This is a genomic window from Cronobacter sp. HA18003 (genome assembly GCF_011605905.1).
In the GTDB taxonomy this organism is placed as follows: domain Bacteria; phylum Pseudomonadota; class Gammaproteobacteria; order Enterobacterales; family Enterobacteriaceae; genus Cronobacter; species Cronobacter sakazakii.
Genome location: NZ_JAANQO010000021.1, coordinates 507,565 through 520,318, shown reverse-complemented (window position 1 = coordinate 520,318; position 12,754 = coordinate 507,565). Strand labels below are relative to the sequence as shown.

Sequence of the window (12,754 nt, the reverse complement as noted above, 5' to 3'; positions counted from 1 at the left end):
GGATAATTAAAAGTTATAATTTGGTATCCATTAAACGAAAAAGGCACGTCCGAAGACGTGCCTTTTCAGTGTACCGCGAAAGGGGATTACTGTTCGCTTTCATCGGTATAGCGTTTTGCTTTGTAGGCCGGATGCATCAGGTTCTGGACAGAGAAAATGTCGTCCAGCTCCGCTTCCGTCAGCAGACCGCGCTCCAGTACGACTTCACGCACGCTCTTGCCGGTTTCAGCACAAATCTTCCCGACGATATCGCCATTGTGGTGGCCGATGAACGGGTTGAGATAGGTGACGATACCGATAGAGTTGTAGACGTAGCCTTCGCACACTTCTTTATTGGCCGTAATGCCGTTGACGCATTTTTCCAGCAGGTTGTAGCAGGCGTTGGTCAGGATATGAATCGACTCAAACATCGCCTGGCCGATCACCGGCTCCATCACGTTCAGCTGCAGCTGGCCGGCTTCAGACGCCATGGTCACGGTGGTGTCGTTGCCGATGACTTTAAAGCAGACCTGATTTACCACTTCCGGCACAACCGGGTTCACTTTGGCTGGCATGATGGACGAACCCGCCTGCAGCTCTGGCAGGTTGATTTCGTTTAAGCCCGCGCGCGGACCGGAAGAGAGCAGACGCAGGTCGTTACAGATTTTGGAGAGCTTAACGGCCAGACGCTTGAGCGAACTGTGCACCATAACGTAAGCGCCGCAGTCGGAGGTCGCTTCGATCAGGTCTTCCGCCGGAACGACCGGCAGATTGCTCACTTCCGCGAGTTTCTGCACGGCCAGTTGCTGATAACCATCCGGGGTGTTCAGACGCGTGCCGATAGCGGTCGCGCCGAGGTTCACCTCAAGCAGCAGCTCCGCCGTACGCAGCAGGTTTTTGGTCTCTTCGTTCAGCAGCACGTTAAATGCGTGGAACTCCTGGCCGAGCGTCATCGGCACGGCGTCCTGAAGCTGGGTGCGGCCCATTTTCAGGATGTTTTCAAATTCCACGGCCTTGCGCTGGAAGCCTTCGCCCAGCTCTTTAATGGCGTCTACCAGTTTAACGATGGACGCGTAAACCGCGATGCGGAAGCCGGTCGGGTAGGCGTCATTTGTGGACTGGCATTTGTTCACATGATCGTTGGGGTTGAGGAACTGATATTCCCCTTTCTGGTGGCCCATCAGCTCAAGGCCAATGTTCGCCAGCACTTCGTTGGTGTTCATGTTAACGGAAGTGCCCGCGCCGCCCTGGTACACATCGACCGGGAACTGATCCATGCATTTTCCATTATTCAGCACTTCATCGCAGGCGGCGATAATCGTGTCGGCAATTTTGCGCGGGATGGTCTGCAACTCTTTGTTGGCCAGCGCCGCCGCTTTTTTCACCATCACCATGCCGCGAACAAACTCAGGGATGTCACTGATTTTGCTGTTGCTGATGTAAAAGTTTTCAATCGCTCGCAGAGTGTGAACACCGTAGTAGGCATCCGCTGGAACTTCCCTGGTACCCAACAAGTCTTCTTCGATACGAATGTTGTTTAACATGTGAACCTTCTTACTTAAGCTGACTAAGAATGCACCAAACTCACAGGATATATGTGGTTATGGAGGTAAAATGACCGACATTTATGTCCTTAATCGGTCTGGTGCCCACGATCATATGCTGATGATAGCGAAATGCAGTAACCTGGATCACTTATTCCCGGCCGCGTCTGATGACAATTATTAAACTGTGAAATGGGTCACCGCTTAAAAATTTCCAGAAAAAATGTCCGTGCAAAGTGATTGAACTTTGACTAAGGCGCCTCCATCTCAGTGTATATGCGTTCGCACATCCATTTCTAAGGCGCCAGAAGGCGCCTGCTTTTTACAGGAGAACCCGGTGCGCTGGATACCCTTTATCGCCTTCTTTCTTTACATCTACATTGAAATTTCCATCTTTATTCAGATGGCGCATGTGTTCGGCGTTTTTCTGACCTTAGTGCTGGTGATTTTCACCTCGGTCATCGGGATGTCGCTGGTGCGTAACCAGGGCTTTAAAAACCTGATGCTGATGCAGCAGAAAATGGAAGCGGGCGAAAGCCCGGCGGCGGAAATGCTAAAAAGCGTGTCGCTGATTATCGCAGGCCTGTTGCTGCTGTTGCCTGGCTTCTTTACCGATTTCCTCGGCCTGCTGTTGTTGCTACCGCCGGTGCAAAAACTCATCACGCTGCGCCTGATGCCGCACCTGCGCTTTGGGCGGATGCCGGGCGGTGGTTTTGGGGCTTCATCGCAGGGCGGCAACACCTTCGACGGCGAGTACCAGCGTAAAGACGACGGCCCCAAACGCCTTGAAGACCACGATCGCGACTCGCGATAAAAAATCCAAAAAATTTTTTTCTTTTCCCCCTTGAAGGGGGAAAACCCCAACCCCATCTCTCTGGGCACCAGCCGGAAACCTTCACGGGCCGGCTCAATCCCTAACTGATACGGACTTTCTCAAAGGAGAGCTATCAATGAATATTCGTCCATTGCATGATCGCGTGATCGTCAAGCGTAAAGAAATTGAATCTAAATCTGCTGGCGGCATCGTTCTGACCGGCTCCGCTGCGGGTAAATCCACGCGTGGCGAAGTGCTGGCTGTTGGCAATGGCCGCATCCTTGAAAATGGCGAAGTGAAGCCGCTGGATGTGAAAGTGGGCGACATCGTAATTTTCAACGATGGCTATGGTGTAAAAACCGAGAAGCTGGACGATCAGGAAGTGCTGATCATGTCTGAAAGCGACATTCTGGCAATTGTTGAAGCGTAATCTCACGCGCGAACAAAACTGAACGTACGAATTTAAGGGAAATAACGATATGGCAGCTAAAGACGTAAAATTCGGTAACGACGCTCGTGTGAAAATGCTCCGCGGCGTAAACGTACTGGCAGACGCAGTGAAAGTCACCCTGGGCCCGAAAGGCCGCAACGTGGTGCTGGATAAATCTTTCGGTGCGCCGACCATCACCAAAGACGGCGTGTCCGTAGCACGTGAAATCGAACTGGAAGACAAGTTCGAAAACATGGGCGCGCAGATGGTGAAAGAAGTGGCCTCCAAAGCGAACGACGCGGCAGGCGACGGTACCACCACTGCAACCGTACTGGCGCAGGCTATCATCACCGAAGGCCTGAAAGCTGTTGCGGCAGGCATGAACCCGATGGATCTGAAACGCGGTATCGATAAAGCGGTTGTTGCCGCTGTTGAAGAGCTGAAAGCGCTCTCCGTACCGTGCTCTGACTCTAAAGCTATCGCTCAGGTCGGCACCATCTCCGCTAACTCCGATGAAACCGTAGGTAAACTGATTGCCGAAGCGATGGAGAAAGTGGGTAAAGAAGGCGTTATCACCGTTGAAGAAGGCACCGGTCTGCAGGACGAGCTGGATGTGGTTGAAGGTATGCAGTTCGACCGCGGCTACCTGTCTCCGTACTTCATCAACAAGCCGGAAACTGGCGCTGTTGAGCTGGAAAGCCCGTTCATCCTGCTGGCTGACAAAAAAATCTCCAACATCCGCGAAATGCTGCCGGTTCTCGAAGCCGTGGCTAAAGCAGGCAAACCGCTGCTGATCATCGCTGAAGATGTTGAAGGCGAAGCACTGGCGACCCTGGTCGTGAACACCATGCGCGGCATCGTGAAAGTGGCTGCGGTGAAAGCACCGGGCTTCGGCGACCGTCGTAAAGCTATGCTGCAGGATATCGCAATCCTGACTGGCGGTACCGTTATCTCTGAAGAGATCGGTATGGAGCTGGAAAAAGCGACCCTGGAAGATCTGGGTCAGGCGAAACGCGTTGTTATCAACAAAGACACCACCACCATCATCGATGGCGTGGGCGACGAATCCGCAATCCAGGGCCGTGTTGGTCAGATCCGTCAGCAGATCGAAGAAGCGACCTCTGACTACGACCGTGAAAAACTGCAGGAGCGCGTAGCTAAACTGGCTGGCGGCGTTGCGGTTATCAAGGTTGGCGCTGCGACCGAAGTGGAAATGAAAGAGAAGAAAGCCCGCGTTGAAGACGCCCTGCACGCAACCCGTGCTGCGGTGGAAGAAGGCGTGGTTGCTGGTGGCGGTGTAGCGCTGGTGCGTGTTGCTGCGAAACTGACCGAACTGACTGGCCAGAACGAAGACCAGAACGTGGGTATCAAAGTTGCGCTGCGCGCAATGGAAGCTCCGCTGCGTCAGATCGTGTCCAACGCCGGTGAAGAGCCGTCTGTTGTCGCGAACAACGTGAAAGCTGGCGACGGTAACTACGGTTACAACGCGGCGACCGAAGAATACGGCAACATGATCGACATGGGTATCCTGGATCCGACCAAAGTGACCCGTTCTGCACTGCAGTACGCGTCTTCTGTGGCTGGCCTGATGATCACCACCGAGTGCATGGTTACCGATCTGCCGAAAGAAGATAAAGCCGACTTAGGCGCTGCAGGTATGGGCGGCATGGGCGGCATGGGCGGTATGATGTAATTTAATCTTCATACTTCAGGCCCAGGGCGTAGGCTGCATTCATTCACTCCCGTCACTTACTGAGGTAAGCGCCTGGGATTCATGAACTTGCCGCCTGCCTGCAACCTGAATTATTCGATTAAAAACAGAAAACCCCGGTCAGGAATGGCCGGGGTTTTTCTTTTGGTCATCTTTTTAGTATAAGGTCTTACCGGGCTTACGCAGCCCAGGCTATCACCAGCTATTCATAATGGGGAACAACATGCGCTTGAAAGTCACTACAGGAATGGTTGTCGCAGCGCTGCTGCTGGCGGGATGCAGCAACGGTAACTCACTCTCTGCCGCAGGCCAGAGCGTGCGTTTTGTTGAAGAGCAGCCAGGTAAAGAGTGCCGCTTACTGGGCACCGCGACCGGCGAGCAGAGCAACTGGCTTTCTGGTCAGCACGGCGAAGAGGGCGGCTCCATGCGCGGTGCGGCAAACGATCTGCGTAATCAGGCCGCAGCGATGGGCGGCAATGTGCTTTATGGCGTAAGCAGCCCGACACAGAACCTGCTTTCAAGCTTTGTTCCGACATCCAGCAAAATGGTCGGTCAGGTATATAAATGCCCGAACTGAAAGTGATATCACGCATTAACGGTTTTGAAAGATAAAAAGGCGGGTGCGCTGCGCTTACCCGCCCTACGATTTTAACGCCGCGCTGGGTTTGACTGTGGCGGGTGCGCTGCGCTTACTTGCCCTACAGGTTTTAACGCCGCTTTTGGTTTGACTGTGGCGGGTGCGCTGCGCTTACCCGCCCTACGATTTTAACGCCACGCTGGGTTTGACTGTAGCGGGTGCGCTTCGCTTACTTGCCCTACAGGTTTTATCGCCGCGTTGGGTTTGACTGTGGTGGGTGCGCTTCGCTTACCCGCCCTACAGGTTTATCGCTGCCGCTTTTTCTGCGTAGGGCGGGTAAGCGCCAGCGCACCCGCCGCCTCGCCATTCACGATAAAATCAATTCTGTCGCAGCTGCAAATCCAGCGGCGTTTTGCTCGGCTCGCCACCAATTTCACGCGCCAGCTTCGGCACCAGATAACCGGAAACCCGCGACAACAGCTCGCGCATAATCGCCCGCGCCTCGTCGTCGCTCACCATAAAATGCGCCGCACCTTGTACTTTATCCAGCACATGCAGGTAATAGGGCATCACGCCCGCATCAAACAGCGCATTGCTGAGCGCCGCCAGCGTCGCCGCGTTATCGTTCACGCCTTTCAGCAGCACGCTCTGGTTCAGCAGCGTAACGCCCGCCGCGCGTAGCTTCGCCATCCCCTCGCGAAACGCGTCGTCGATTTCCTGAGCGTGGTTGATATGGTTTACCAGGAGCACCTGCAAACGCGTCTCGCCGAGCAGCCGGACCAGCGCATCGGTAATACGCGCCGGGATAACAATTGGCAGACGGCTGTGGATGCGCAGGCGCCTGATATGTGGGATCGCCTCAAGATGCGCGACCAGCCATTCCAGCTCGTGGTCTTTCGCCATCAGCGGGTCGCCGCCGGAGAAAATAATTTCATCCAGCTCCGGGTGCGCGGCGATGTAATCCAGCGCGGCCTGCCAGTTGCGTTTATTCCCCTGGTTATCCGCATACGGGAAATGACGGCGGAAGCAGTAGCGGCAATTCACCGCGCATCCGCCTTTTACCAGCAGCAGCGCGCGATTGTGGTACTTATGAAGGAGGCCTGGCACCACACTGTTTTGCTCTTCCAGCGGATCGGTGGTAAAACCGGGCGCCGCGACAAACTCCTCACGCGCGGTTAATACCTGGCGCAACAGCGGATCCTGCGGGTTACCTTTCTCCATCCGCGCGGCGAACGCGCGCGGTACGCGCAGCGCAAATAACCGGCGCGCGTCGCGACCTGCCAGCAATTCTTCACTGGCGTCTATATTGAGAAGGTGCAGGAGCTCATCGGGATCGGTGATAACATCGGCAAGTTGCGATAACCAATCTTCTCGGGATGGGGTATTTAGGGTTACAATATGCGCCATTTTGTGGCTTAGCTACCAGTTAACAATTTCAGAGGGCCTTATGGCGACTTATTCTAGCAACGATTTTCGTGCCGGTCTTAAAATCATGATGGACGGCGAACCGTACGCCGTTGAATCCAGCGAATTCGTTAAACCGGGTAAAGGTCAGGCGTTCGCGCGCGTTAAGCTGCGCCGTCTGCTGACCGGTTCTCGCGTTGAGAAAACCTTTAAATCCACCGACTCCGCTGAAGGCGCAGACGTTGTGGATATGAACCTGACTTACCTCTACAACGACGGTGAGTTCTGGCACTTCATGAACAACGAAACTTTCGAACAGCTGGCTGCGGATGCCAAAGCCGTTGGCGACAACGCGAAATGGCTGCTGGATCAGGCTGAATGCATCGTGACCCTGTGGAACGGTCAGCCTATCTCCGTTACCCCGCCGAACTTCGTTGAGCTGGAAATCGTGGATACCGATCCGGGCCTGAAAGGCGATACCGCAGGCACCGGCGGCAAACCGGCGACCCTGTCTACCGGCGCTGTGGTAAAAGTACCGCTGTTCGTACAGATCGGCGAAGTCATCAAAGTGGATACCCGCTCTGGTGAATACGTTTCCCGCGTAAAATAATCTCGACTGATATCTGCGGCGTGGTGTCGCCACGCCGCATATTTGCAGAGAACGTCCCATGAAAACCCCGCTGTTACGTCCCCTTTTGATTCTGCTGCTGTGCTCGCTTGTCAGCGCCTGTAATACGGCTCGTGGCTTTGGTGAAGATATTCAGCATCTCGGCGGCGCGATTGAGCGCGCAGTAAAATAGTTCTTCTGTTCCTAAAAATCGTTTCCTTCCGGCAGCTTGTCAGTTTTTGTCTATGCTTAAAAAGCTATACACAAATAACTTAGGCTATAAAAGGAAGAGATTATGGTTAAGAAAACAATTGCGGCGCTCTTTTCAGCACTGGTCCTTTCTTCACTGTTGACGGCCTGTAACACCACGCGTGGTGTAGGCGAAGACATTCAGGACGGCGGTAGCGCAATTTCTGGCGCAGCGACTCGCGCATCGCAGTAAGCTTTGCGACGACGGTACGACCCCTCCCGGTGTCGTACCGTTATCTTGCGCACATCTCTGGCAGCGGCACGAACAGCGAAAAGCGGTTATCGGCACCGAGTTTCATGCGAATGTTGCGTTTATAGGTGTAAACCGTTTTAACGGCGATCCCCATTTTCCGCGCGATTTCTTCATTGCTCATTCCCACGCTCCACCATTCCAGAATGCGTTCTTCACGCAGCGTCAGTAGCGGCGTAATGGTTTTAGGCTCGCCGAACGGCGGACGCGACATCAGCGCTTTACCAATCATCTGGCCAAGCTCGCGCAGTGGAATAGTTTTATCCACGATGCGCCAGGTTATTTGCTGTGAGCAATAATCATTCAGCACGTCTGAACTACCGCTTTGTAATAAAATAAGGCGCGTAGTATTGCCGCAGGCGGCGAAAATCGAGGAGAACTGATTTACGTGGTGAATATCTCCCATAAACCCGTGAAGATCGGCAATCACCATATTGGGTTGCCATTGAATAAGAAGCTCGCGCGCGCGCAGCAAGTGATCGGTTGCCGTCACGTGAAACGGCGCCGCGAAATCTTCAGCGTGGTTAAGCCAGCTTTCGAGCCCGGTACGGCTGAAATGACAGCGGTCAACCAGTAAAATTTTATACATGCTCGGATTCATTATGGAGAGAAAGACGCACCTGCTGACGCCAGCAGGAAAGTGTTTCATCATAGGAAGATTTATCGCTAACTGAACCCGTGATGTACGCGCACAATCGCGGCTATTTCCTGGCTTAACTCACGAGAATCCGTTGGTTTAGGAAAAACCTGGTTGCAAAACGCACACTAAGCAGGGATGATCGCGCTGTTTATCACCTGGCCTTGCGGGACGACCTGCAAGCGCGTCATGTTGAACGGGGACGGCCCCAAATAACCTGGAGCTGAATATGTCCTGGTTCGTTCTGTTTATCGCTGGTCTTCTGGAAGTGGTCTGGGCCGTCGGCCTGAAATATACCCACGGTTTTACGCGTGTTGTGCCAAGTCTCATCACCGTTTCGGCGATGATTGTCAGCATTGTGCTGCTCTCATGGGCGATGAAAAGCCTGCCGACCGGCACGGCTTATGCTGTCTGGACGGGGATCGGCGCGGTGGGCGCGGCCATTACCGGCATTCTGCTGTTAGGTGAGTCCGCAAGCCCCGCGAGGCTGATAAGCCTGGGGCTTATCGTCGCGGGGATTATCGGTCTGAAACTCAGCACGCACTAACCGGCGCGCTGGTTTACCCAAATCAGTTTTTCCACCGCGAAGCCCTGACGGATCGCGGAATCCAGCAGATCCTCTTTCACTTGCTTACTGATGGTTGGCGTGCGGGAGAGGATCCACAGATAGCTGCGATCCGGTCCGCAGATCAGTGCGTGCTGATAATCTTTATCCAGAGCAATAATGTTATACCCGCCGTAGAACGGGCCGAAGAAAGAGACCTTCAGCGCGGCGCGGCGGGTATCGCCGGTGAAATAGGCTTTACCTTCGCTCTGCTGCCATCTGTTACGATCCGGGTTGAAACCGCGGTTAATCACGTTCAGGCCGCCATCGCCACGCAGGCTGTAGGTCGCGGTGACCTGCTCAAGTCCGCGCTCAAAGCGGTGATCGAAGCGGGCGATTTCATACCACGTGCCGAGATAGCGGTTAACGTTAAAATCTTCCACCACTCTGACACCGCTCGGCGGCGTCGGGGTACTGCAGGCGACCAGCAGTGCCGCAGTCGCGACGGTAGCTATAACAGGGAGTAGTCGAATACGCATGGCGGGATCCTTCTGTTTTTACTGCTAAGTGTAGATGCCCGTAGCGGTTTTGTAACATCAGAGAAGGGAAATAGTCAGGAAGAAAAGCGCCGCTTCGTGAGAAGCGGCGACAGGGTTCAGAGTGTAACTACGCCAATCAGCGTCACGACCGTCAGAATGGCGGCCAGACCATAGAACACCCATTTCCCGGCAGGAACGTGGATTTTCAGGTCGTGCATACCGTGATGAATGCGGTGCAGGCCGCACCACAGCGGCAGCACAATCATCAGGAACAGAAACAGACGGCCCACCCAGCTCTGGGCGAACGCCAGCACGCGCTCGTAGCTGAATGCGCCTTCCGGCCCTATGCCGAGCGGCAGCAGAATGCCCACCAGCATGATGATGACCGGCGCGATAATCGCGCACCACATGCCGCCTGCGCCAAACAGGCCCCAGAATACCGGCTCGTCGGAGCGTTTCGGGTGTTGATTAATCACGATATCCTCCTTACCAGACCAGGGCGATAAACAGCACGATAATCGTGACAAGCACCGTCACGCCCCACAGCCCGCGGATCACCGGCTCTGGCCCCATTTTTTCGTCTTTCACCACCACGATGGCGGCTTTCGGCGCCAGTTCAAACCAGGTTTTGGTGTGCAGCAGCGCCGCCAGCAACGTGATGATGTTCAGTAACACGACGACAGGGTTTTGCAGAAAACCGACAAAACCGGCCCAGCTCTCCGGGCCATGCTTAAGCGCGAACAGGCCATAAATCAGTACAAGGCTGAACCAGACGGCAGGCACCGAGGTGCCTTCGCGCAGCATGTAAAAGCGGTAGAAGGGCAGTTGCTTCCACCAGCCTGTTTCCATCGTCCGTACATAAGGCTTACGTTTCGAGGTCATCATTCACTCCTTGCGCCGGGTTTTAGCATGGCGATTAAGAAATCCTTCGAGCTCTCCACTTTGCTCTGCTGGATAGCCGCGGCCGGATCGACATGTTTCGGGCAGACTTCCGAGCAGAAGCCAACAAACGTACAGGTCCAGACGCCGTTCTGGCTGTTAAGCTGCGGCATACGCGCCTTCTGGCCCTTATCGCGGCTGTCGAGGTTATAGCGGTGCGCGAGCGTGATCGCCGCCGGGCCGATGAACTCCGGGTTCAGGCCAAACTGTGGGCAGGCGGCGTAGCACAGGCCGCAGTTGATGCAGCCGGAGAACTGATGGTATTTCGCCATCTGCGCCGGCGTCTGGGTGTTTGGCCCTTGTTCCGGCTTTCTCGGGTTGCCGATGATATAAGGCTTAATGGCTTCGAGGCTCTCAATAAAGTGGGTCATATCGACAACCAAATCGCGCTCGATCGGGAAATTCGCCAGCGCCTCGACTTTCATACCGGAAGTGTAATCGCGCAGGAACGTTTTACAGGCGAGTTTCGGCACGCGGTTGACCATCATGCCGCAGGAGCCGCAGATAGCCATGCGGCACGACCAGCGATAGCTTAAATCCGGCGCCAGGTTGTCTTTGATATAGCCGAGCGCGTCAAGCAGCGAGGTTTGCTCATCCCAGGGCACGTCGTAAAACGCGCTGTGCGGCGCGTTATCGGTTTCCGGGTTATAACGCACGACTTCAATGCGCAGCGTTTTCATCTCAGCCATTCGCCGTCTCCTTTTTATCGGCCGCTTCCGACTCCGCGCCATAAACGCGTTTCGCCGGAGGCAGAGTGGTAATCTTCACGTCGCTGTAATCGAGGCGGGTGGTACCGTCGGCGTCGCGGAAGGCGAGGGTATGACGCAGGAAGTTCACGTCATCGCGCTCGGTACAGCCTTCGTCAAGACGCTGATGCGCGCCGCGCGACTCTTTTCGCGCCATCGCGGAGTGCGCCATACATTCAGCGACGTTCAGGCCGTGGCCAAGCTCAATGGTGTAGAGCAAATCGGTGTTGAAGACGCTGGAAGTGTCGCTAATGCGCACACGTTTAAAGCGCTCCTGCAATTCAGCAAGTTTATCGATGGTTTTCTGCATCAGTTCCGGCGTGCGGTAAATGCCGCAGCCTTCTTCCATCGACAGACCCATTTCATCGCGGATTTTCGCCCAGCTTTCATTGCCGTCCTGGTTCACCAGTGCGTGCAGACGCGCTTCGACATCCGCTGCCTGTGCGTTCAGTGCGTCGTCACGGGTGAATGTCACTTCCATCGCGCGTTCCATCGCCTGCGTGCCTGCCAGTCGGCCGAATACGACCAGCTCCGCCAGCGAGTTTGAACCAAGACGGTTCGCGCCATGCAGCCCCACGGACGAGCATTCGCCCACGGCAAACAGCCCCTTGATGCGGGTTTCGCACTGCTGATTGGTTTCGATGCCGCCCATGGTGTAATGCGCCGTCGGGCGTACGGGAATCGGTTCTTTGACCGGGTCGACACCCACGTAGGCTTTCGCCAGTTCACAAATGAACGGCAGCCGCTCCAGCAGTTTTTTCTCGCCGAGGTGGCGCAGATCGAGATAGACCACATCGCCGCGCGGCGTGGAGATGGTGTTGCCTTTGCGCCACTCGTGCCAGAAGGCTTGTGACACTTTGTCGCGCGGGCCCAGCTCCATATATTTGTTCTTCGGCTCGCCGAGCGGCGTTTCCGGCCCCATGCCGTAATCCTGCAAATAGCGATAGCCGTTTTTGTTGACCAGAATGCCGCCTTCGCCGCGGCAGCCTTCCGTCATCAGAATGCCGGAGCCGGGCAGGCCGGTCGGGTGGTACTGCACGAACTCCATATCGCGCAGCGGCACGCCGTGCGCCAGCGCCATGCCCATACCGTCGCCGGTGACGATGCCGCCGTTGGTGTTATAACGATAGACGCGCCCCGCGCCGCCGGTCGCCATCACTACTGCGTTTGCGCGGATCTGCACGAGTGTGCCTTCCATCATGTTCATCGCCACCAGGCCGCGCGCCTGGCCGTCATCCACCAGAATATCGAGGACGAAATGCTCATCGAAGCGCTGGATTTGTGGAAATTGCAGGGAGGTCTGGAACAGGGTGTGGAGCATATGGAAGCCGGTTTTGTCGGCGGCAAACCAGGTACGCTCGATTTTCATGCCGCCAAAGCGTCTGACGTTGACCGACCCGTCCGGGCGACGACTCCACGGGCAGCCCCACTGCTCAAGCTGAGTCATTTCGCGCGGGCAATGTTTAACGAAATAGTCCACCACGTCCTGCTCGCACAGCCAGTCGCCGCCTGCGACCGTGTCGTGGAAATGATACTCAAAACTGTCATGATCCTGGGCAACGGCCGCCGAACCGCCTTCAGCGGCGACGGTATGGCTACGCATCGGATAGACTTTTGAAATCAGTGCGATTTTAGCGTTGGGATTACGCTCGGCCGCCGCAATGGCTGCCCGCAGTCCCGCACCGCCGGCACCGATAATGGCGAGATCGGCTTGAAAAGTATGCACGACATTCCTCCGGGTTTTAGTTATTCCCACCGCGCGGTAACAAAGGCGAAAACTCGGG

General features: G+C 55.4%; 16 protein-coding genes. 8 read left to right on the top strand and 8 right to left on the bottom strand.

What is annotated here, in order from left to right; all coding sequences use genetic code 11:
• Positions 1-86: 86 nt before the first annotated feature.
• Positions 87-1,523 carry an aspartate ammonia-lyase gene (gene aspA, locus G6041_RS13625; RefSeq protein ID WP_004387015.1) on the bottom strand — a complete coding sequence of 479 codons (1,437 nt, stop codon included), beginning with the start codon at positions 1,521-1,523 and terminating at the stop codon, positions 87-89.
• Between the two features lie 337 nt (positions 1,524-1,860).
• On the opposite strand from aspA, the gene G6041_RS13620 reads away from it, so the two are divergent.
• The 4 genes from G6041_RS13620 to G6041_RS13605 all read left to right on the top strand — a co-directional run bounded on the left by G6041_RS13620 (position 1,861) and on the right by G6041_RS13605 (position 5,055).
• A complete protein-coding gene (locus G6041_RS13620; protein WP_012123667.1) occupies positions 1,861-2,337 on the top strand; it encodes an FxsA family protein in 477 nt (158 codons plus the stop codon).
• A gap of 136 nt (positions 2,338-2,473) precedes the next feature.
• Positions 2,474-2,767, top strand: coding sequence for a co-chaperone GroES (locus G6041_RS13615; protein ID WP_004387018.1), 294 nt, complete (start codon positions 2,474-2,476; stop codon positions 2,765-2,767).
• A gap of 49 nt (positions 2,768-2,816) precedes the next feature.
• Positions 2,817-4,460 carry a chaperonin GroEL gene (gene groL, locus G6041_RS13610; protein WP_004387019.1) on the top strand — a complete coding sequence of 548 codons (1,644 nt, stop codon included), beginning with the start codon at positions 2,817-2,819 and terminating at the stop codon, positions 4,458-4,460.
• Between the two features lie 241 nt (positions 4,461-4,701).
• Positions 4,702-5,055 carry a DUF4156 domain-containing protein gene (locus G6041_RS13605; RefSeq protein ID WP_032975127.1) on the top strand — a complete coding sequence of 118 codons (354 nt, stop codon included), beginning with the start codon at positions 4,702-4,704 and terminating at the stop codon, positions 5,053-5,055.
• 378 nt (positions 5,056-5,433) lie between these two features.
• Here the strand turns inward: G6041_RS13605 and epmB are convergent, their stop codons facing one another.
• The gene (epmB, locus tag G6041_RS13600) at positions 5,434-6,462 is read right to left on the bottom strand and encodes an EF-P beta-lysylation protein EpmB (protein ID WP_012123669.1); all 1,029 of its coding nucleotides are present in this window, start codon (positions 6,460-6,462) and stop codon (positions 5,434-5,436) included.
• A 40-nt stretch (positions 6,463-6,502) separates the two neighbouring features.
• Here epmB and efp point away from each other — a divergent pair, with 40 nt between their 5' ends.
• The 3 genes from efp to ecnB all read left to right on the top strand — a co-directional run bounded on the left by efp (position 6,503) and on the right by ecnB (position 7,508).
• Positions 6,503-7,069: an elongation factor P gene (gene efp / locus G6041_RS13595; RefSeq protein WP_004386068.1), complete on the top strand. Its 567-nt coding sequence runs from the start codon at positions 6,503-6,505 to the stop codon at positions 7,067-7,069.
• Positions 7,070-7,127: 58 nt separating this feature from the next.
• Positions 7,128-7,259 (top strand): entericidin A/B family lipoprotein, encoded by a 132-nt coding sequence (locus G6041_RS13590; RefSeq protein ID WP_004386069.1) that lies wholly within the window; start codon positions 7,128-7,130, stop codon positions 7,257-7,259.
• 102 nt (positions 7,260-7,361) lie between these two features.
• Positions 7,362-7,508 carry a lipoprotein toxin entericidin B gene (gene ecnB, locus G6041_RS13585; RefSeq protein ID WP_004386070.1) on the top strand — a complete coding sequence of 49 codons (147 nt, stop codon included), beginning with the start codon at positions 7,362-7,364 and terminating at the stop codon, positions 7,506-7,508.
• Positions 7,509-7,548: 40 nt separating this feature from the next.
• Here ecnB and G6041_RS13580 read toward each other — a convergent pair whose 3' ends face one another.
• On the bottom strand, positions 7,549-8,154 hold the full coding sequence (locus tag G6041_RS13580; RefSeq protein WP_004386071.1) for a response regulator transcription factor: 606 nt from the start codon (positions 8,152-8,154) through the stop codon (positions 7,549-7,551).
• Positions 8,155-8,431: 277 nt separating this feature from the next.
• Between G6041_RS13580 and sugE the strand changes: the two genes are divergently transcribed.
• A complete protein-coding gene (gene sugE / locus G6041_RS13575) occupies positions 8,432-8,749 on the top strand; it encodes a quaternary ammonium compound efflux SMR transporter SugE (RefSeq protein ID WP_007702160.1) in 318 nt (105 codons plus the stop codon).
• Here sugE and G6041_RS13570 read toward each other — a convergent pair.
• The 5 genes from G6041_RS13570 to frdA all read right to left on the bottom strand — a co-directional run bounded on the left by G6041_RS13570 (position 8,746) and on the right by frdA (position 12,696).
• Positions 8,746-9,285, bottom strand: coding sequence for a lipocalin family protein (locus G6041_RS13570; RefSeq protein ID WP_012123671.1), 540 nt, complete (start codon positions 9,283-9,285; stop codon positions 8,746-8,748). The two genes, sugE and G6041_RS13570, sit on opposite strands and share 4 nt — an antisense overlap.
• Before the next feature lie 116 nt (positions 9,286-9,401).
• Positions 9,402-9,761: a fumarate reductase subunit FrdD gene (frdD, locus tag G6041_RS13565; RefSeq protein ID WP_012123672.1), complete on the bottom strand. Its 360-nt coding sequence runs from the start codon at positions 9,759-9,761 to the stop codon at positions 9,402-9,404.
• 10 nt (positions 9,762-9,771) lie between these two features.
• On the bottom strand, positions 9,772-10,167 hold the full coding sequence (gene frdC, locus G6041_RS13560) for a fumarate reductase subunit FrdC (protein ID WP_041460362.1): 396 nt from the start codon (positions 10,165-10,167) through the stop codon (positions 9,772-9,774).
• On the bottom strand, positions 10,167-10,913 hold the full coding sequence (locus G6041_RS13555) for a succinate dehydrogenase/fumarate reductase iron-sulfur subunit (RefSeq protein WP_007887512.1): 747 nt from the start codon (positions 10,911-10,913) through the stop codon (positions 10,167-10,169). Before G6041_RS13555 ends, frdC begins: the two co-directional genes overlap by 1 nt.
• Entirely contained in the window at positions 10,906-12,696 is a 1,791-nt protein-coding gene (gene frdA, locus G6041_RS13550) for a fumarate reductase (quinol) flavoprotein subunit (RefSeq protein ID WP_041460363.1), read from the bottom strand. The genes G6041_RS13555 and frdA overlap by 8 nt, the downstream gene beginning before the upstream one ends.
• Between the last annotated feature and the right edge of the window lie 58 nt (positions 12,697-12,754).